Consider the following 20377-nt stretch of genomic DNA (forward strand, 5'->3'; position numbering starts at 1 on the left):
AAATAGACTGTGGTGAAATAACTGCGATGAAATAACTATGTTAGAGAGTTCTTCTCCTTCACGACCAAACTCTTGGGCTAAGCCTGTCACATGGAAGACTCTGCCATATCTAGCCAAACGAACGGCGGGCATGGATAGAGATAAATACCGCACCAAACAGCGATCACTGACGATAAATCGAGTTTGGTCGACGCTATTTCCAAACTTGAGTCGGCCCGTCTTTTTGATCGGGGCAGCCTGCTCTGGAACTACATTCCTAGGAGACTGTCTCGCTGAAGTGCCTGAGCTGTCCTATCATTTCGAGCCAATAGCAACTAAAGCGGCTGCTAGGTGTGTGTATGAAGGGCTCTGGAGTCATACCAAGGCAAAGTTTTTTTATCGCACAGTATATGCGTGGCTGATGAGACTTCATGCCGATGGTGACTTACGCTTTGTCGAAAAAACACCTCGCAATTGCTGTATCATTCCTTTTTTGAATGAAGCGTTTCCAGACGCTCAGTTTATTCATATCATCCGTGATGGGCGCGACGCTGCGCTCTCGCTGAGTAAAAAGCCGTGGCTAGCTAAGCGCGCAGCGACTTCTGGCAAATATGAACCTGGAGGATATCCTTATGGGCCCTACGCTCAGTTCTGGGTCGAGCCTGAAAGACGCGATGAATTTGAGACAACCAGTGATATCCACCGCTGTATATGGGCTTGGCATAGGTTTACCGAAGAAGCGATCACAGCTACTCGCAATCTGCCTTCAGAAAAATTACTAGAGGTCCGATACGAATCTTTTGGCTCGGATCCGGTAGGCGAAGCAGACAAAATTATGGACTTCTTGGGCATCAAAGATGAGAATTCTCGTCGGTCATTCGAGGCGGCCGTATCAACTTTCAACGCTAGTCTAACCGAGCAGTGGAAGCAACAGCTTAATGAACAACAGCTCGCTGAAATATACGACGAGTCGGGAGAGCTATTGCGTCAGCTACACTACCTGTAAGCTGAGGAACTTCTACTTTTTGCATCAGGCTTCTACTTCTACACTAGGAACGATCAGAAGTAGGATGCAAGCGCCTGATCAGGTAGATGCCACTAATTTCTTAATAGACGTTTGAACCAGGTTCGCAAATCGCTCGAATGAGTATTCTTTGACTACGGTCTGATGGCCTTTAGCCGCCATTTTGGCGCGCAAGTCAGGATTGCCCAGTAGATAAATACACCCTTCGATTAGGTCTGCTTCAGTAGCAGCCACCCAAAGGGATTCTTTGTGCTTAAGGTTGTCATATCCGTATTGAGCATGGTCCGTGATGACGGCTGTCCGCTGATAAAATAAGGTTTCTAACACTTTGATCTTAGTACCGCCCCCTTCAAACAAAGGTGCTATTGTGAAGGCCGAATTTTGATATTCCTCTGCGAGATCATCTACAAATCCAACAATCTCGACGTTTGGAATGTGATAGAATTTAGCCTTTGCGGCTTGCCAGTTGCCAGATCCCACAATCCTCAAGGTGGCATCTTCTACTGCTGCGTGAATCTTTGGCCAACAGTTCAAGATAAAGCGCTCAACACCCTCTGCATTTACTCTATGGGCGTAGCTACCTACAAACAAGACCGTCTTAGACGATTGATTTTCCTCAAAGGCTTCTCGAGCGCTGCTATTCAACGTGTAAGGAATATTAGGCAGAATAGATTTAGAGGGATGGTCGACTTCTTGTGCATCTGCTTCACTGGTAAGCCATACATGATCGCAATACGGTAACAGCTCTGCGGTAACGGCCTGCGTCTGCCGGAAGTACGATTGGAAAAACGCCCTTTGAACTGGATTGAGTCCAGGTAGATTCAACCGAGACTTATAGACGACATCGTCGCGATCATCTATATCTAAAACAAGCGGCGCTTTTTTAGCATGAAGCGCACCTGAGCGAACCGTTGGCCGCAGGTATCGGCCTACCACTAGATCATAATCGGTTTTACTTTGAAGGTCTTCTAGCACCTGCTGAACGTTTTTGTCAGGCTCGTACATGAATTTCTTAGCCCCTAGGCGGATGGCGATCGCATCAATTCTTTTTGGACTCAACGGTCTTAAGAACCGCCACAACCCTAATTCCGAACGTTCACCGGGTTTAGCAATATGCAAAGCATTCACGCCAGGGAAAAACGCTATAAACTTCTCGTACTTCACATCTCCTACGAGCAGAACATCGACGCTACCTAACGTTTTTAGCGTATTAAAGATAAGTGACGTCCGCTGACCCGCGCCAGTCACAGGTCTGCAAGCATAAGTCGGCGAGACCAATAGAAACTTGAAAGAGCGATCGGTAGGCATTGTCATGATAGTTATGTAGGCCTCTAGAGTTGAGTAGGTTGCCTAGAGAGAAAGAATGCCCTTAGGAAGGGACATCATAGATTCCATACTCCTGGATTAGCGCGGCACTCTTTTTTTGTGAAACGATAGCTTTGAAAAGCTTTCTAAGATAAAACAATATAAACGCTTTTGGCGTTTGACCATATCTTTTTAAGAGTACTCCCTGCGAAGCCCACATGTTATCGCCGTGGTTAGTGATATACACAGCGCCTGGGAAAGGCAGTGGTGATAGGGAAAACCCTTGCTCTTTGACAAACTTTTGAACATCTTGGTGATGTAAGAACCTAGGACTAATTTCTTCAAGCGAAGTTGTTTGAGCTATCTTTTCTAGAATGTCAAATCTGACAATATGAGAAGAGCCACACTTTCCATAAAACCGATGCTTGATAGGAAATAGCTGTCCATTTCCCTCAAAGTACTCAAAGCCTCTATCGATGTACCAGCCAGGTTCAGATTTGTGCTGTTCAACAAACGCCGCTAAGGAATTAGAAACTAAGTCATCTGCGTCCATCAACATGATGTGAGAAGGCTGAACTTGCTGAGCGTGCAAAATGCCTTGCAAGATTTTTCGATGCTTATCCCTTCTCGCCTCTCGCATCGGGAACTCATCCTCATAGTTAATCGGCTTTGGAGTGGCAAAATCTACGCTTAAAAACTCGATAGCAGGATGCTGGAACTCAAGCGAGGGCTGCTCATGACAAACGACTAAAACTTTGAAGTCCGAACTCGTTTGAGCACATATCGACTTGAGCGATCTTTCTAGCAGCATGCATGTGTTTTCCCATGAGTTCGACATCTTTGAACTTTTCAGGGGCACTAAGAATAAAAGCATTTCTTAACTGTTGTAAGTTAGAGGATGAAGAGTTGACGCTCAATGACTAATCGCTTAACGACTAATCAAGTTATCGACAAAGGTTTTATCCGGCCTTGATCTCGTTCCATAGATTTTATCAAGGCCAAAGCGACTAAGTATATCCATGCCGCGATCAATTTGAGCAGAAGACAGTTCGTTCTTCCACGTTTCGATAGGAGATTTCCCCAAAAGGATATTGTTATCTTTACCAGGCGTCTGACTGGGTTTGCGTATCTTAGCTAGCAGTTTAGGCTCTAACGTCACAGACTGACTTTCAAAAAGATAGCCGAAGAGATTAGCGAGTTCTTTTTCAGGTTCCTCAAAAAGATCTTCATAGAACAGAACATAGGCATCCCTTCGATTTAGCTGCCGAAACGGTACATAGTGAATAATGCTCCAGATCAGTATTTGTCTTTCTATGAAGTCGTCGCCAACCTGCTCAATAACTTCTCTAAAAGGCGCTAGGTGATCGTCTACTAGCGCTGGTTGAGATAGAAAATCACTAGGGTCCGTCATCCAAACCCCTCGAGTTCTTTTCTGTTTGGAAAGCGCGACTGCGAACGGATTACGAATCACGAAAACAGGCTTTACATGGGGTAGATTTCGCTTGACCCAGGCAATCACTAGATTGGCAAAAATATCCTTGATTAAGAGTCCCTTGTATAGAAAGCGCTTATTGAGCGCATCTGGTCGCTCGTGATAGAACCTACCGCTAAAAATAGATTCTAGGACTTTGGTTTCATCAGGAGCAGCCTGATCAGCCCTTAGGTAGTGATGCATCTGAAATGATTCAAGGCCACTGACCAGTGCCGGATGAAACGGCTCGAACATCTCTCGGTAGTGGCCGTGCCAGTTGATTAGATTAGACACCCAGGTGGTGCCGCTGCGGCCATCACCCACTAGCCAAACTGCTTCTTGGTAGTTGCCTAGAAGGTAGTTAAGTCTAATAATCGCTTGCTTAGTGAGCTGCTTAGCCCTGGAAGAAAGATCGCCGTAGATGCTTGGGTTGAAGAGCGCCGGACTCATATGGAAATAATCCTGACTAACTGATACCTTTCCATGAATAATCGATACTTCGCCATATCATTTCGTTGTTAACATACCGACTCTCTATTCTGTAAGCTTAAACTGTAAGCTTAGAAGCGTAAAGTTCCCCCTTCCAACAGCAAGACTTCAATCTTTGGTGAGAGCTTGAAGTTTATAACGGCTTTGAAGACTTTAGCTCAAAGAATGTTAGGGAAGTATAACCAATACCCATAGGGGAGACCTAAACGAAAATGGAACGTGTAAATGCGGTATCTGCCTCCATTGTCTGTGTTGGAAATGCGTGGTTTCCTACTGCACCAGGAGGGTTAGACCGTTATGTCTATGAGCTAGCGTATAATCTGTCTTTTAAGGACGATGTGGAGCTCTGCGGTGTAGGGCTACCCGAGTCAGCCGCAGACTTTCCGGTGGCGCTGACTAATTTGGCAGATCCAGAGTGCTCCCTCTGGCAGCGATTTAGACAGAGTCGAGCTAACTATCTAAACAGCCCTTTGAGGAAGTTAGGTGCAGTAGATGCGATTAATCTTCACTTTGCACTCTATAGTTTTCCACTGATGAAATTGTTTCCTGCTTCAGTGCCGATTACGTTCAATTTTCACGGCCCTTGGGCGCTAGAGAGTGATAAGGAAGGGGCAAGTGCACTTGGGATAATTGTGAAGCGTTGGATTGAGCAGCAGGTCTATCGGCGCTGTGACCGGTTTATTGTGCTCAGTAAAGCGTTTGGGCAAATATTGCACGAATCGTATCGGGTACCTTGGCACAAGATTCACGTTATTCCAGGTGGAGTGAATACTGAATGGTTTCAAATGAGTTGCGATCGCGCCTCGGCCCGCACCCAATTGAACTGGCCACAGGATCGCTTCATTTTGTTTACTCCCCGTCGCTTGGTTCATCGTATGGGGCTAGATAACTTAATAGAAGCACTAGCGGAGATTGCAAAGACTACGCCAGAGGTTTGGCTAGCAATTGCCGGTAAAGGACCGCTGCGATCGCAGCTAGAAGAACAAGTACAAAGCTCAGGATTAGAGGATAATGTGCGCTTTCTAGGCTTTTTGCCTGAAGCGGACTTACCTATCGCTTATCAGGCCGCCGATCTGACGGTTATGCCTAGTCAATCCTTAGAGGGATTTGGCCTAGTCTTGCTAGAATCTTTGGCTTGTGGAACACCCGCTATCTGCACACCCATCGGCGGTATGCCAGAGGTGCTAAGTGATCTCTCGCCTAAGCTGATTACAGAAGCTGCTGATACACGTTCAATCACTCAGAGACTACAACAGGCAATTACCGGAGAAATTGATCTGCCAGATAGGGCAAGCTGCCGTGACTACGCTGTCAGGAACTTCAGCTGGCCTACCATCACTCAAAGGGTTAGAGATATTCTATTGATGCCGGTCTCATGAATAGGTCACTACTATTGCTTTAGCTATTTTGCTACCATAGCCGCCTTCACGTTTTGATAGTCCTTTAATAGACATCCTTCGATGAAAATCTTGTTTCTAGATCAAAGCGGCACACCAGGAGGCGCTGAGCTTTGCCTATTAGATATTGCTAAGCCTTACCGCGACTCGACAGTAGGACTTCTGGCGGATGGACCTTTTCGAGAGCTACTGGCACAGCACGAAATCTCGACGACTGTGTTTACTACGCAGGCGATTAACGTTCGTAAGGAGAGCAATTTGCTTACGAGCCTTCGTAGCCTGAGTCAGCTATTGCCGCTCGTACAGACCGTCGCAAAGGCGACTCGCAGCTACGACTTGATTTATGCCAACACACCAAAAGCGCTCGTCGTTGGTGCTTTGGCGAGTCTGCAAAGTCGGCGGCCGCTGGTATATCACCTACACGATATTATTTCACCCGATCACTTCAGCCGAATCAATCGCCTACTGCTTGTGACGCTAGCAAATAGAGTTGCTAAGTTAGTGATTGCTAACTCTCAAGCCAGTCAAGCTGCTTTTGTTGCCGCTGGTGGTCGTTCGCAGCTTTGCCGGGTAGTTTACAACGGGTTTGACAGTCGTCAATATGCGATCGCGCCTTCAGAGATCCATCGTCTGCGAGCAAACTTAGCCCTGACGGAAGGCTTTTGGGTTGGTCATTTCAGCCGTCTTTCTCCTTGGAAAGGTCAGCACGTATTGTTGAAGGCACTGACGCTGTGCCCAAAGGATACCAAGGCTATCTTGGTAGGAGATGCGCTTTTCGGAGAGGACGATTATGTCTTAGAACTTCATCGACAAGTTGAGCAGTTAGGCTTACAAGATCGCGTTAGGTTTCTTGGATTTCGCTCAGATATTCCTCAGCTGATGAGCGCTTGTGATTTAGTTACGCATACCTCTACAGCGCCAGAACCGTTTGGTAGAGTCATCGTAGAGGCAATGCTGTGTGGAACGCCTGTGGTTGCAGCGGCGGCAGGTGGAGCGACAGAGCTAGTCGACGCTGGTAAGAATGGTTGGCTCTGTCCGCCAGACAATCCCGAGCTTTTAGCAAAGGCAATTTCAGCCTGCCGAAATCAGCCTGAGCAGTGCCAACAGATTGCTCAGGTTGCTCAAACGCAAGCGCGCGATCGCTTTGATGTATCAACTATCAACGCACTAATCGCTCAGCACCTACAGAGCGTTGCCCCATGAGCTAACCAGACAGCGCACTTGTTCAATCTGACAGGTTTAGCTTAGCCAAAGCATCAGCCTAACGACGCGCCCAACCGGTTCCCTTCCAGATAGTAAAGAACAAAGCACCGGAGATGATTGCGCCGATATTCCACTTAACAGAGCGCTTAAATAATCTTCTGCGTCGATCCATCAGCGTATTGTTTGCATCGCGTTGCAAACTAGCCTCTCCCTCTGCCAGCGCGGTCTCTAACGCAGCTTTAGCCTCGCGTACGTCCTCCCTGCTCTCAACCGTAGGAGCTTCTCCACCTGAAATCGCTCCCAGTAAGCCCCTCACTTCATCTGGAGTTGTAGCGCTATTAAGCTCAACTCTCACAGCTTCAAGCTCGGCAATTCCTTGACTGAGCTGAACATCTAATCTCTGCTGGTTCTCTTCGTCGATGCGTACTGTGTTTAATACACCCATCGGAACTAAGAGGAAAAACAAGACAGCAACAAGTAGCGATAGCCAGGAGAGTACTCTTAGCAAGAGCTTTACTCGCTTAGAACGGCCGCTGTTTTCGCCCAAAAACACAAGCCCTAAACCAATTAAGGGGACTGGGACCCGTTCAACCAGCGCCCCCATTGTTTGAAATTCCCACGTTGGGTTCATAAATTGAGGAGGAATTACGATCTCTGCTAGGTCTAGAAGCGCTAGTAGCAGCAGTCCGTAGCCAACAAAACGCAGAACGCGTACGGACTGTAGCAGCCCTAGGCTAAATTCCCAAAGTGAGCCGACTCTACCGGCGATTACGCTATCAATCACACTACTATCAGCCGGGCTACGGCTGATCACTTTCCCATTTTCCGCCGAGGCTGAAGTGCCATTTTCCGCCGGAGCTGCAGTATCTTGAGTTGAAGTCATATTGATAAGAGGTCAATGAAAATAGCAAAAGCCTTTCTAGTGCTGATAGCGATGCAACTATGGCTCGAACAAACAAAGCTGAGTAAGGAGGGGAGCTCTAGTGTCTTACGTATAACTGAGCTTGGCCCCATTGAAAAATATCTTGCCAGGTTGATTCCAGTAGCGAGCGGGTACTCACCGCTGAAGTGGATTGGGTTGGAATTGATAGCTCAGTAAGCAAACAGTCGTGATCGCCAGTAATACTCTCTCTCCCTGTGAGCCATCGCAGCATTGACCGGGGACGAAGAAAGTACTGATAGCGATTACGGATGAATTGTTCTTGAGTAACTACACTCCCCCCTCTAGCATCAATTACCGCCTGTATAGAGTCTTCCCCAATTCCGCTGATATGTTTGTACGAACCGTGGGCTGTCTCATGAACTGATGATGCGTAACCTGCAGCGTTCTGCGTTTTAGCGCTATCGGCCTGCTCTTCATTGACTCCGTCGCCACTTCCCTGGCTGCTCGACGCAGGGACCTCTGAAGGAGTCAGCTTCCGCCGTAAAAGCTGTTGGCAAGCTCTACCATTACGCCCATACCAAAGATCAACTATCATGGTACGTTCGTTCTGCAGGTATCGGTATTGTTGCCCTTGCTGGGGCACATCAGAACTGACTATCGGCTCTGTATCGATCGATTGCCAGCCTGAGAGAGGTATTTGAGCTGGGAAAAGAAAGGGTTCTGATTTTGCCTGCGTAGCCGATGGCCTCATAATTACCGCCGCTAGGGCAAAGTAGACACCACCAAAACTAGCCAGCAACAAAAGATACCAAACAGATACCCATAATCCTTTAGGCTTCATAAGTCAATTCGCTGAGGTTTGCTCGCACCTTTATACGTTTGCCACTTGATCAGCAAGATATAGAAGCATCCAAAAAGCAATACCGTCAGCATCGAAAAAATTAAAGAGCCTCCACCCAAATGCCAATAATCGAAAGCTTCTTCTGTGCTGTTCGCAACTAATATAGCCAGTAAAGCCACTCGAACGGCATTCACAAAGAATCCTAAGCACACTGCTACAAGAACAGAAAGCACCCTCTTGGAGCGACTGAGCGGAAGAAAAACACTAAATATGACAGCAATTCCAAGCATATACAGCATATTTGCTAACCCAGAACAGCCACGATAAACCTCAACGCTTCCGCCTGGCAGGTGAATGTAAACACCCTTTAGAGCAGCATCAAAGCCCACGTACCAAAGCATAAAGGCAGACACCTTTGCTGTGATTATAGAGATGTCTATGAATCTCCCTATGAAAAGCTGGGGGAGCCCCAAGAAAAATAGAATAAGTAAGACATCCTTAAACTGCCCTAATCGACGCCAGCCTGAAGCTAGCAAGGCAACTTCTAGCATAGAGAAGAAGGGAAAGATTAGCAGCACAGCCTCAGTAGGTAGGGAAACCGTCCTAACTAACATTACCGTCACTATCAATAGGCCAATGCTGCCAGAGACAGGATCACTACCGAATAAGAGCTTTTGTCGTTTTTGCCAGAGTAAGTAGAGACAGCCGCCCCAGAAAAGCAGTCCGTTGCCAAACAAGCTTTCGTTGTCAATGCGATCGACTAGCATCAAGTAGACAACTGCCAGCCCGGCCACAGTCCCTATCAAATACAGATAAAAGAACTTACTTGACCGGGCTGGCGTTAGAACGAAACGTTCCATCAAAGTATCCTAGAACCAAACTATTCCAAGACTAGTTAGACGACATCATCAGACTTCTCAGCACCTGATTTATCAAGCTCTCGCTTGCCAACACCTAGAAGGCCAACTGCCGCTAGCGTCCCTAGAATTGTCAAAGGCTCAGGCACAGGTTCGCCTACAGTCAAATCGTAATCGAAGCTTGTTCCCTCTACTTGAGAAGCAGAGAAGAAGCCAGTGCCAGTGCTAAAGAATTCGCCATCAAGCTTGAAACTGCCAGTGAACGCAGAAGCTAGCTCAAGAGAATCCGATGTCTTTGTCCTTTCAAAAGGCGTCTCGTCCAAATCAAAGGTTAGCATGCCAGTCTTACCACCCAGGCTAACTGTGCCAAACTTGATAAAGTCGGAAATAGCAGAAGCAGAGTATGCTCCTGAATCATCCTTCATTATCTTTATTTTTGCAATTTCAGGGTTCATGGAAGGCGTAGCACCCGAGAAACTACCCGTAGTGCTCACATCAATATCTCCCCAAAACTTAATGGGCGCCATTGCAGGCGCTGCTGCTTTAGGTCTGCCGACTCGAGTATCACCCGATAGCTCATAGCCACCCTTCAAAGACTGAGCTTGAGCCGGAGCAGTAGCGACCAAGGCCGCACCCAGCAGAGCGGTACCTAAGAATACAACCTTTGATAGAGCGTTCACGATCAGATTGCCCGGTCCGCGTTCGGAGGGCTGGAGAGCACTACTTGATGGTGTGATTGTTTGCTGCATTTAGTTACTTAATGAAATTTTACTGGACGTCGCTCGACTTGGAATACATCAAGATCGAGCAGATGCACTCTGCATACTAGAAACACGCCTTCGACAAAGCAGTCAGCAGCTACTCATAGAGCACTATCCTGCTTGAATAGACGCATCGAATGCAAAAGCCCACAGTCAGCGTAGACTTAAGCGGTCTAGAGTAATTGGTCCATAAATAACTGAACCCCACCTAATCTTCTGCGCCTGCTCACTACACGTAAGCTAAAGCGCAAAACCAAGGATTTCCGATAATGCGTATCTCCACTTAAGACAAAACTATAATACACGGGGAAAGTTAATCGTTAGTACTCGATGCTATCTTTACACTAACTTCAGAAAGGGTACGTAGTCAGTCTTATAGTTGTTGATAGTTATTGATTGACGTCTATGGTGTCCAGATGATGATGAGGCACATTGAAGGTAGCCTGATCAAAGAGTTTTTTGTTTGATGTTGGTATATCTTTACTCTGCCTTAGTATAGGTATGCTTGTTTAGGTCAGATTGATTAACTTTAGAAGAATTTCTCTCTAAACTATGTCCGAAAACAAAAGCCGATCGGATATTAGAGAGAGTGTGAAACTAACATTACGTTGAGTTGATTGTTTGCTATGAAGTCTGTTTTTTGGCCATCTTCCATCAAACGCATCGCCGCTGCTCTATCTATATGCAGTGTTGGTATTGTGATCTTTCCTCAGCAGACTCAAGCTGTAGCTACACTCAAGACTAGTCAAACAATCAAACCTTCTTTTACTTCGACTACATCAACCCCTGACCCATCAATTCTTATCTCGCAGCAAGAGCCCCTACCTACTTTACCTAGCAGCTCGCCCCAACCTGACTCACCTCCGCCTATATCGCCTCAACCCGTCTCACCTCCACCCGTCTCACCTCCGCCTCAACCTGCCTCACCCCAACCTATATCACCTTCGTCTTTTCCGCCGACAATACAACCTGCAAATAGCACTGGTAGATTAGCACTACCTGCTGCTGCTCCAGTTACCACGTTCGGGTTTGAGAACGAGTATGTGCTAGGTCCAGGCGACGAAGTTCGTATTGATGTATTTGGGGCACCTGAATACAGTGGGGAATTTCTATTGCTGCCCAATGGCACTATTAGCCTACCGGTAACGGGTCAGATCTCTTTGGCTGGACTTACCCTATCAGATGCTGCGCAGGCAGTTACACAGCGATATACGCCTTATCTGCGATCGCCCACTGTTTCTTTAGTCCCAACTACTTTAAGGGCAGTTCAAATTGGTGTCGTTGGCGAAGTCGGAAGTCCAGGCACTTATACCATAGATGTTCGAGACGATGGTGTTGTCACCTTTCCAAGCCTGACAGATGCCCTACGGTTAGCTGGTGGGATCACTTCTAGAGCTGATATTCGTCAGATTGAAGTCTACCGTCCCGACCGCTTCGGCCAAACACAGGTATTGCAGGTAAATCTTTGGGAGCTGCTACAAGAGGGCAATCTGTCAAATGATGTTGCCTTGAGATCGGGTGATACGGTTGCTATCCCAGTAGCAACAACTTTAACTCCAGAAGAGGCTATTGAGCTTGGCAACGCTAACTTTTCTCCGGAAGAAGTCACAGTTTTCGTCATAGGTGAATCAAATAGATCCGGCCCGGTTCAAGTAGCGCCCAATACGCCGCTTAATCAGGTTCTACTGGCAGCAGGTGGTTTTGACGCTCAAAGAGCCGATAGAAGCACGGTAGGCCTAGTCAGACTTAATCCGGATGGCTCAGTGGAACGAAGAGCAGTTGATGTAGACCTTAGCGACGGCATTAATGAAGAAACAAATCCACCTCTACGTCAGGACGATGTTGTGATTGTGTCTAGATCCGCAATAGCCAATATCTCAGATACGGTAGGCCTAGCGCTCTCGCCTGTAGGTCGAATCTTGGGTACGTTCTTTGGTCTCGAAAGGCTTTTTGACTAAATTACATTTACTGAATTGCGTATATCTTCTACGCACATAGAAGGCCTTCACATGAGAGTGTGTGAAGGCCTTTTGTTTTACTCTATAGCGTTTATTAACTAAGTTGGGGTACAGATACATAAGCAAACTCTCTATTTGCCCGGCGTTTCTGGCTGCAGCTAGAACTTTGGCTGCAGCCAAAGTTAATGATATAGGTATGAGTAAGGACCATATCGCAATCAGGCGGTATGGTCCTATAGCGTTGGACTTTACAAAAGATTCTGGTCTGCAAGCGTTTCAATCTGACCCGGATTGAGCGCTTTGTTGAAGACAGAGACTTCATCAACTAGACCTGTCAATCCACCACCTGTACGTTTGCCATCGTGAAAGCGACTACTGCCAGCGACGCCACCAATACCAACACCGCCTGTATGACTCCACAGCTGAGAAGCCGCGCCAACACCAAACTGTTTGCCATCTAGATAGCCTCTAATCGAATTGGGTCTGAGCTTGCCGTCGCCATCAAGGACTAGCGACACATGATGCCAGGTATCCTCAGAAACGTTATTGGTCTTTAGCCATGTTCCAGACCAGCCACTTTCACTGCGAGGGGCATTCCAACCGCCTACAAAGAGTCGGTTTTTGTCTAGATACATATTTAGCCCGCGTATTTTGCCTCCCTCTTCGTAGATAACCTGCTTACCACTGTTGTTCGAAATTTCATCCGCTTTGAACCAAACAGATACGGTACGCTCTTGGTAGGTCCCCAAATTGATGCTGCGCGAGTCGGCAACTCGAACATCGCCATTCCCTGAAAAAGCAACGCCATCGCCTTTGAGCCCCCTTACCCAGATTGAGTCCCCTTTTAGTTCGCCCTCGTGCTTTACCCCAGAACGACTAGAATCAATTGCTGAGGGCCCTTTACCTTCATTGAAATCAAAGTAGGCAACCATGCTAGGTGATCGGCGAAGCGAAGCTAATTTTGGAGCTGGACCAGATGGAGCTGGCTCGGGTGGCTCAGTCAAGTTAAATGTGTTTGTTATGGGAAGTATTCCTTGGGGCTCGCCTTTAGTACCTAGCTCAAAGTAAGACAGCGCAACAGAATCCCCTCGGTCATTGGTTCTATCGGTCTTGACTCTAGCCACCAGATGCTGGTAACCCTTGCCCAGATCAACCGTTTCGGTGAAGTCCTTGAAGTTGAAGAAGCCGTTCTTGTCGTTACCGCCGTAAGTTTTTCCAAACAACAACGTCCGATTCATTGGTATGGTACCAGCCTGGGTCGGTCCATCACCCTCTGCTAAGAGGCCGTCGAACTGACCGTTGACACCCCATAGTTCAACAGTTACTTTGTTCCTTCTTACCTTGTCCTTGCTGCCTTCAATATTCTTCAGGCCGAAGCTAAGGGTCTGTTTCCCTTTGTGAATACTATCGTTCTGAATGATCTGTCCTAACCCGGCTCGCCTGCGCCTAGGGTTAGATAGCTGTATGCTGCCGTTGTTTACACGAACAAAATCTGTCCCTTTCCATCCATCTCCTGCCGATAAACTGCTTAGACGTCTGCGTCTAGCGCCACTGAGTTTTGTGCCTTTATTGATCTCTCCATCTTTGAAAGGATTGGTATAGGCTTTGGGACTGATCTCAACGGTTTGAGTGAGCGTTTGTGCTGCCCCTTGGCTATCTAGCACGCGCAAAGTGACGTCATGCTTACCCGCTTTCTTGAAGTGGTGCGTGACCGTACGGCCAAAATCATCCATCTCTCCATCATTATCAAAGTCCCATCCATAGCTAGCAATGCCCTTACTAGGTCCGGGATATTTCAACTTGATAGGGTCGTAAGACTTACTCGCATCGAAGCTTGCCGATAGCCCACCTACGGTAGTCCCGCTGAACTTAGGAACAGGCAGTTTGTTGTTCTGTTGGCTAATCTCAAACTCAGTGTTGTCTATCTCTAAGAGAGTGGCAAAGTCGTCTAGAGTATAATAGGTTTGTTTGAACTCACCTACTTCTGCGATATTGTACGTATTGTTACCAAACAGACTGTCTTCAATTGAGGTCTCAACGATGCCGTTCTTCTCTACATCGGGGAACTCAGCGTTGTAACCTTCGCCAAAGCCGCGAACCGTCAAGTCGATATAGCGAAGTCCATTAGTAGCATGGTTGTGAACAATGCCATCACCATCGGGATCTTCGATGTCGCCAACAATCAGGCCATCCACATAGTCGATGTTTGAACTGTAGTCTGTGTTGATGCCTTGTCTGCGGGTTTGCCAGACACTGAAGTTGTCGATAGTAGCGCGTCCGCTATGCATAGCGTTAGGTGCCCTGTTATCTAGCTCCATTTGACCATCGAAGTTAGCTATCTGAGACCAGACGTTGATGCCGACATCTGTGTTGTAGCTTTCAAAGCCACTAAACTTGTTCAACGGCACATCGGTGATATCGACCTTCTCTTTGTTAGCAGGGAAGAGGTCTTGGATGCGCTGAGGTAAGTTCTTGACCAGAATCGTGCTGACATCGCGCGCTTCGTTACCCTGACCATCACCGAACAGGGTGATACCCGAATCCCGAGCACTGATGGCAACGTTGTCTTCCATGACGACTTGCGCAGCCCCCTGCACCCAGTACCCTTCTCCTTTGAAGCCCATATCGAACTTGTCTTCGCGTCTCTGGACCTCGCTGGTCGATACAAACCTACCTGGTCCAGTCGTTTTGATAGTGATGTTGTTCTTCCAGGACCCTAGTTCGTTGCCAGATTCGGCGACGATGCCAGCGCCAGCGACGTCGAACACCACGTTGTCCGACAGGTGCGCATGACTATCATGGTGAACGATACCCCAACCAGGACTACCGACCACTGCGTTACCGCTAGCGACTGCCGCCTGGCCGTTGATATCATCCGCACCGTTTCGGTGGAAGTGCATGCTATAGCGCCCTCTAGGGTTTTTGCCATAGCCGCGTGAGCCGTCAATATTCCTTTTCGGATCGTCTACCATTTTGGACTTGTCTGAACGACCTAGGTTGTAGAACCCAGCGTTGTTGACACTGACGTCCGGGTTGTGCATGAACATGACGTGTCCACGCTGGTTGTCTGCTAGGTCTGCTCCCCCTTCGGTCTCGAAGGAGACGTTGCGCGTGACGTTGGCAACGTAGAGCTTGAGTCGCCCTTTCTCTGGAATGTCTGGTCGAGTATGGTCAAACCTGAGCTCACCTTTCTTCTGGCCAGATTTGACATCGTCGTTGGTGAAGCTGATGCGATTGCCTTCTATCTTTGTGATAGTCAGCTCTTCATCACCATAGCGACTGTTGTTCTCGTTAGAGCCAAACCGATTGTATCGAGTACCCCCAAGAACCAGCTTATCGCCAACTCGCCAACCGGAAGGAACCTTGTCTAGTTCGAGGACGCGATCGCCCGCTTCGGCATCTCCTTTCAAAGCAATGAAGTCTGTTTTGTCTGCACCATAGATATTCACTTTACCGTGGCTGATAACGCCACGGCTAAGCTGAGTTGGGTCCCATTTGGTATCAATCTTCCCTTCGCCAGTAATGATGATGGAAGCCGTTCTGTTAGCAGCAATCGAATTGTTCTTTGTGCCGATATTGAGCGTTCCCTTCATGGTGTTGACTAGTGTTTCAACAACCATTTTGGTATCTTTACCACGCGCAAACTCGAGCGTACCGTCTATACGAACGGTATTGAGGCGAGCATCGCTTTCGTTGTCGTAGTTAACTTTGACGCCTTCTGCAATCAAAACATTCGCGTTGTCGCCAGGGACTCGCTTTGAGGCCCAAGTATTGGGATTGAACCAGGAACCATTGTTGACTGCTTTGTGGGTGACCGCAGACTCTGGCACCAAACTCATGAGTGAAGCATGCCCCGACATCTGATTGTTGGAATGGCTAGCGTTGTGAGTGTTCATTTCCATTGTGATTTCCTATTGTTACCAATATGTAGGCATCGGAAGATGCACCCTAGAGAGGGTGTAAAAACTGAGAGGGAAGAGCTTTAGAAGAAATTCTGTGTAAAGGAATTGTGAAGAAGTCAGTACAGGTCAAACTTAATTTCACCCAAGCAGCTTCACCTACCGTGGTAGTACTCATATAAAAGCTGTACAAAAGTGGTATGTCCGTAAGAACATAGAGCGTCCGTAGCAACTTGAACGCAAGTAATGTACAGATGACTCGTCACAAAGATAGAAGTCTGTTCAAAAAAGTGTTCTATGTGACAGTTGCGACCTAGCAAGTGCAGTGGTTACCTGTCAACAAACACTGATAGACACTGGTAGAAGTTAGATAAGGTTATATAGGAATATAGTTGAGAGTAGATGAAAGTAAATGGGTATGCTTAAAAGGATGAACAGACGCTATGTGATAGAGCTTGTCAGCTCTGGCGACTTGTTTGTACTACCTGCACACAGTATCTGCCGACGGCAGAGGCTGAATCTAACAACGTTTACTCTGTCATGAAGTTTTAAGCGACACCTTGCCGTCAGATGCCAGATGAACTTATGTAGATAGAGCTACGAAGATAGAAGAAACGATTACAAGGAACTTAACAGCGTCAAAACCTTAAACTTTTAGGACGTAAAGGGGTAGTAAGTGCCATCATCAGGAGAGCAAGACTGAACTAACTCAATCTTGAGTTCATCAGATGAAAATTACTTGACTACGTATTGACACCTAACAATAAAACCATAATTAAAAATATGTCAACTCTGGGTACGTAATTTGCCCATACCCAATCACAGGGATCTATTTGATGGACGCAAGCCAATCACTACAATACTAGACAGGCTATCTATTGGGTGAACTGTCGAGCCAGTAAGGTATAGCGCTGTATGTAAAACCCTATCAAGGAAGCTAAATCCTGCTTCCAATAGTGGAAATAACGTGTGTTTAAAGAGCATTTTGGTTGAGTGACTGCGTCCGATATGGTGTAGAAAATTACACGGCTTTTGAAGGCCAATTACGAATTTACGTATTTATTCCTACCTAACTAGACAGATACAACCAATAAAAGATCCGTCACATAGTACTGTTGTCTCAAATCACATATTCGTACTCGGAGTTATAAACGCGCGCGCTTAAGGCTTTGAGGTTAATAGCCCTGGGCATAGCTACTGTTTACGAATAGCGATTGTGCCAACAGACGTGATGTCGATGTATAGACTGCTAGATGCCATTCATATCATCATTTGCTTAGTCAAGCTATCAAACATAGAGTAAAGAAAACCGATATTAGAGGGTATAGCATTGTAGGATTTAGCGGATAGTTTCTCGATAGTTAGTTGAGTAGTCTCAATAGCTGTATCCGCTACATGTAGAAAGACGTATGAACGCACGTAGTCTCTTCTCTGTGAAAGATATTCCCTACTGTTTTACAGCTAGCTCAATCATTACGTTTAGCTCAATCATTACGTTAAGCGACTCACATCGAGTTCAGCTTAATCTAGTTCGCCAGGTTCCTACCATATCGTCCCAGCAGGTCCTGCCATCATTCCTTTTTCGCGCCCTTGGAACTAATCTGAATAAGACTACTCGTGGTCAGTGTCAGGGCTACCATAAGGAACGGGGTCGCCTATAGACATTATCACTGGCACAGCATTGATAGAACAAACTATAGAACTTCAGTCTATTTCTCCTTAATTGTTTTAAATTACTCGCTGGGCATTTCCAGCTCCCATTTTGCTCGAACAAGCTTGATTTCTTGATAATCGTAGGTTTCTCCTGTTTCCTCTCGAATGTTTCTCAATGAGTGTGGACCGACTTTAGCAATTGCCTGTTTAATGACGGTTTGTCTTTCTCTGTCTACTAGTTTGTTTATATCTATTGGATAGCCCGCGCTTATTAGCTCAGCAATATGTCCGTTTACTGTACTCAGCCGGATGTTACGGGTAAGTGATATATCCGATGGTGATAATCCGTTCTGGTACAGATCTAGCGTTTTAAGATGTGTTGAACTGATGTCGGATTTTGAGCTGCCTTTGTCTACTACTGTGGGCTCTTTGGAGAAAGATTCAGTACTAACTTCTAGGTTGTGATCGCTACAGAACTTACGAATAGCTTGGGTGAAAATCTTGCCGTACTGGATGAGTTTTCGACTACCGACGCCGGATATTTTGGAAAAGTCATCGGCTGTTTGAGGACGCAGCTGCGCCATCTGGCGAAGACTAGAATCGGAAAAAACGACGTAGGGTGGTACATTCTGTTGATCAGCTAATTCCTTGCGAAGGGTTTTGAGCTGTCTCATAAGAGAAACAGACTCCTCATTAAGTTCAGTGCTGGTTACTTTTTCTTTTGAAGCGATTGGTTGAGCGATCTTTTGCGTGACTGGAATCTTTACAGAAACGAACTTCTTAAGAATTTGATTGCTCTTTCTCGTTAATCTTAAAATGGGATATCCATCAGTTGTCTCTTCTAAATAGCCTTGATAAATCATCGCTCGACAAAGCATTCTCCATTCATCCGCGGTGCGTTCTTTCCCTATGCTGTAAGTGGTCAGCCGATCGTGTCCAAGTTCGAAGATACGCTTTTTGTTTGATCCTCTTAAAACATCAACGATATGGTTCATGCCAAATCTCTGATCGCAGCGATACACGCAAGAAAGGAACTTCTGCGCTTCGATAGTCCAATCTTCTATAGGCACTGGACTGAGGCAGTTATCGCAGTTGTTGCAGGGCGGAATAAATTGTTCTCCAAAGTAGTTTAGCTGGACTTGCCGTCGACAGATAGGACTTTCTGCATAACTAATTATCTGATTGAGCTGTTGCTGAGCGATCCGCTGTTCGCCGGGATCTGCTTTTTGGCCGATGAGATATCTGACCGTATGCACATCACCCCAGCCAAATAAAATAGTGCAGCTTGCTGCTTCACTATCGCGGCCCGCTCTACCCGATTCTTGATAGTAGCTTTCAAGGTTGCGAGGAAGATCATAATGTATGACGAAGCGGACGTCTGGTTTGTTGATACCCATTCCGAAGGCCACGGTCGCAACGATGATCTGAACATCATCTCTAATAAATTTCGTTTGGTTGTTTTCTCTTTGCGTGTTAGTGAGGCCGGCATGGTACGGCAAAGCTGAGATCCCATCTTTCGTTAGGTTATTAGAGACTTCATCAACATGCTTTCTACTTAGGCAATATATAATTCCTGCACCCTTCTCTTTCCCTTGGTGCTGTTGGATCTTTGCTAAAAGCTGCTGGTAAGGTTTTCTGGATTTTTGAATGACTTCATAGTAGAGATTTTGTCTGTTGAAGCTGGAAATATATACAGTTGGGTCGTTGAGGCGCAGCTGCTGTACGATATCAGTGCGAACTCTTTGTGTCGCGGTCGCAGTCAGCGCGATGATTGGGATCTGAGGATATAGCTGTTTTATCTGAAAGAGTTGTCTGTATTCAGGACGAAAGTCATGTCCCCACTCTGAAACGCAGTGAGCTTCGTCGATAGCAAAAGTGCTGATGCCGACTTTTTGGCTAAGTTGCTTTAGAAAATCATGAAAAGAGGATGTGAAAAGTCTCTCTGGTGCGATGTACAGAATCTTGATCTTACCCATGAGTAAGTCCTTCTGACGTGATCGCACCTCTTCAAAAGAAAGCGTACTATTCAGGAAAGTTGCCTCTATGCCGTTGTCTTTTAAAGCAACAACTTGATCTTGCATAAGAGCAATCAAAGGAGAAATAACGATGGTAGTACCGGGCCTAAGTAATGCCGGCAGCTGATAACAAAGGGACTTTCCTCCCCCTGTCGGCATAATGACTAAAACGTCTTTGTTCTTAAGAACCTGCTCAACAATAGAGCGTTGTTCAAAGCGAAACTGATCGTGCCCGAAGAAATGCTTTAATGCACTTTCTAAAGCTGGTTCCTGATTCGGCATTGTCTGACTTAGCGCTTTAACCTAGCGCAGTAAGGATACTACTGTTGAGAGTGATTTGCTAAGGATTGGCTCTAGCTATAGCTTTCGTAGAATTGCTTATGACACTCTCATCAGCTAAAACCGTTGCGGACTAAGTGGCAACTCTAGCTGCAAAGTAAGAATGCCTCCTTACTTTGCAATATCGCATCCCTACTTTAGCTGCATGCCCTACTTTGGCTACATGTAGGAGGGTACCCAGCGAACTGGCAAATTGTAAACTTATTTAAATTTATTGCCGTCAAGCTGGCATAACGCCTTGACGTTCTCATGCCAAGGCCGATAGTGTATGTATACATCTGGGTCACATTATTTCTATTGGAC

At 46.5% G+C, this 20377-nt stretch carries 13 protein-coding genes; 4 read left to right on the top strand and 9 right to left on the bottom strand.

The features are described from left to right. Positions 1-37: 37 nt before the first annotated feature. Positions 38-985, top strand: coding sequence for a sulfotransferase (locus tag S7335_RS09455; RefSeq protein ID WP_038015989.1), 948 nt, complete (start codon positions 38-40; stop codon positions 983-985). 78 nt (positions 986-1063) lie between these two features. Here S7335_RS09455 and S7335_RS09460 read toward each other — a convergent pair whose 3' ends face one another. From S7335_RS09460 to S7335_RS09470, 3 genes are all read right to left on the bottom strand, one after another. Continuing rightward, the gene (locus tag S7335_RS09460) at positions 1064-2317 is read right to left on the bottom strand and encodes a glycosyltransferase family 4 protein (RefSeq protein WP_006453790.1); all 1254 of its coding nucleotides are present in this window, start codon (positions 2315-2317) and stop codon (positions 1064-1066) included. 55 nt (positions 2318-2372) lie between these two features. Further along, a complete protein-coding gene (locus S7335_RS09465) occupies positions 2373-3146 on the bottom strand; it encodes a glycosyltransferase family A protein (protein ID WP_157620156.1) in 774 nt (257 codons plus the stop codon). A gap of 90 nt (positions 3147-3236) precedes the next feature. After that, positions 3237-4229: a sulfotransferase domain-containing protein gene (locus tag S7335_RS09470; RefSeq protein ID WP_006453869.1), complete on the bottom strand. Its 993-nt coding sequence runs from the start codon at positions 4227-4229 to the stop codon at positions 3237-3239. A 251-nt stretch (positions 4230-4480) separates the two neighbouring features. Between S7335_RS09470 and S7335_RS09475 the strand changes: the two genes are divergently transcribed. Then, on the top strand, positions 4481-5647 hold the full coding sequence (locus S7335_RS09475; RefSeq protein WP_006453862.1) for a glycosyltransferase family 4 protein: 1167 nt from the start codon (positions 4481-4483) through the stop codon (positions 5645-5647). Positions 5648-5728: 81 nt separating this feature from the next. Further along, the gene (locus S7335_RS09480; RefSeq protein ID WP_006454122.1) at positions 5729-6868 is read left to right on the top strand and encodes a glycosyltransferase; all 1140 of its coding nucleotides are present in this window, start codon (positions 5729-5731) and stop codon (positions 6866-6868) included. Positions 6869-6926: 58 nt separating this feature from the next. Here S7335_RS09480 and S7335_RS09485 read toward each other — a convergent pair whose 3' ends face one another. From S7335_RS09485 to S7335_RS09500, 4 genes are all read right to left on the bottom strand, one after another. Continuing rightward, positions 6927-7751: an HpsJ family protein gene (locus S7335_RS09485; RefSeq protein WP_006456127.1), complete on the bottom strand. Its 825-nt coding sequence runs from the start codon at positions 7749-7751 to the stop codon at positions 6927-6929. A 97-nt stretch (positions 7752-7848) separates the two neighbouring features. After that, a complete protein-coding gene (locus S7335_RS25865; RefSeq protein ID WP_006454665.1) occupies positions 7849-8592 on the bottom strand; it encodes a cyanoexosortase A system-associated protein in 744 nt (247 codons plus the stop codon). Beyond that, positions 8589-9452, bottom strand: a complete 864-nt coding sequence (gene crtA / locus S7335_RS09495; RefSeq protein WP_050765824.1) for a cyanoexosortase A — start codon at positions 9450-9452, stop codon at positions 8589-8591. Before crtA ends, S7335_RS25865 begins: the two co-directional genes overlap by 4 nt. 35 nt (positions 9453-9487) lie before the next feature. After that, positions 9488-10198 carry a PEP-CTERM sorting domain-containing protein gene (locus tag S7335_RS09500; protein WP_006455966.1) on the bottom strand — a complete coding sequence of 237 codons (711 nt, stop codon included), beginning with the start codon at positions 10196-10198 and terminating at the stop codon, positions 9488-9490. 638 nt (positions 10199-10836) lie between these two features. Here S7335_RS09500 and S7335_RS09505 point away from each other — a divergent pair. Then, positions 10837-12168: a polysaccharide biosynthesis/export family protein gene (locus tag S7335_RS09505; RefSeq protein WP_006455502.1), complete on the top strand. Its 1332-nt coding sequence runs from the start codon at positions 10837-10839 to the stop codon at positions 12166-12168. A gap of 248 nt (positions 12169-12416) precedes the next feature. Here the strand turns inward: S7335_RS09505 and S7335_RS09510 are convergent, their stop codons facing one another. Both S7335_RS09510 and recQ read right to left on the bottom strand, forming a co-directional pair. Then, on the bottom strand, positions 12417-16070 hold the full coding sequence (locus S7335_RS09510) for a G8 domain-containing protein (protein ID WP_006457476.1): 3654 nt from the start codon (positions 16068-16070) through the stop codon (positions 12417-12419). A 1730-nt stretch (positions 16071-17800) separates the two neighbouring features. Next, a complete protein-coding gene (gene recQ, locus S7335_RS09515) occupies positions 17801-20017 on the bottom strand; it encodes a DNA helicase RecQ (RefSeq protein WP_006457512.1) in 2217 nt (738 codons plus the stop codon). Positions 20018-20377: the final 360 nt, after the last annotated feature.

The organism is Synechococcus sp. PCC 7335, assembly GCF_000155595.1.
Taxonomy (GTDB): domain Bacteria; phylum Cyanobacteriota; class Cyanobacteriia; order Phormidesmidales; family Phormidesmidaceae; genus Phormidesmis.

Bases quoted from the DNA above. Each gene is read 5' to 3' on its own strand.
- S7335_RS09485 (WP_006456127.1), bottom strand. From the start codon at position 7,751: ATGACTTCAACTCAAGATACTGCAGCTCCGGCGGAAAATGGCACTTCA.
- S7335_RS09470 (WP_006453869.1), bottom strand. From the start codon at position 4,229: ATGAGTCCGGCGCTCTTCAACCCAAGCATCTACGGCGATCTTTCTTCC.
- crtA (WP_050765824.1), bottom strand. From the start codon at position 9,452: ATGGAACGTTTCGTTCTAACGCCAGCCCGGTCAAGTAAGTTCTTTTAT.
- S7335_RS09505 (WP_006455502.1), top strand. From the start codon at position 10,837: ATGAAGTCTGTTTTTTGGCCATCTTCCATCAAACGCATCGCCGCTGCT.
- S7335_RS09460 (WP_006453790.1), bottom strand. From the start codon at position 2,317: ATGACAATGCCTACCGATCGCTCTTTCAAGTTTCTATTGGTCTCGCCG.
- S7335_RS09465 (WP_157620156.1), bottom strand. From the start codon at position 3,146: ATGTCGAACTCATGGGAAAACACATGCATGCTGCTAGAAAGATCGCTC.
- S7335_RS09475 (WP_006453862.1), top strand. From the start codon at position 4,481: ATGGAACGTGTAAATGCGGTATCTGCCTCCATTGTCTGTGTTGGAAAT.
- S7335_RS09510 (WP_006457476.1), bottom strand. From the start codon at position 16,070: ATGGAAATGAACACTCACAACGCTAGCCATTCCAACAATCAGATGTCG.
- S7335_RS09480 (WP_006454122.1), top strand. From the start codon at position 5,729: ATGAAAATCTTGTTTCTAGATCAAAGCGGCACACCAGGAGGCGCTGAG.
- S7335_RS25865 (WP_006454665.1), bottom strand. From the start codon at position 8,592: ATGAAGCCTAAAGGATTATGGGTATCTGTTTGGTATCTTTTGTTGCTG.
- S7335_RS09455 (WP_038015989.1), top strand. From the start codon at position 38: ATGTTAGAGAGTTCTTCTCCTTCACGACCAAACTCTTGGGCTAAGCCT.
- S7335_RS09500 (WP_006455966.1), bottom strand. From the start codon at position 10,198: ATGCAGCAAACAATCACACCATCAAGTAGTGCTCTCCAGCCCTCCGAA.
- recQ (WP_006457512.1), bottom strand. From the start codon at position 20,017: ATGCCGAATCAGGAACCAGCTTTAGAAAGTGCATTAAAGCATTTCTTC.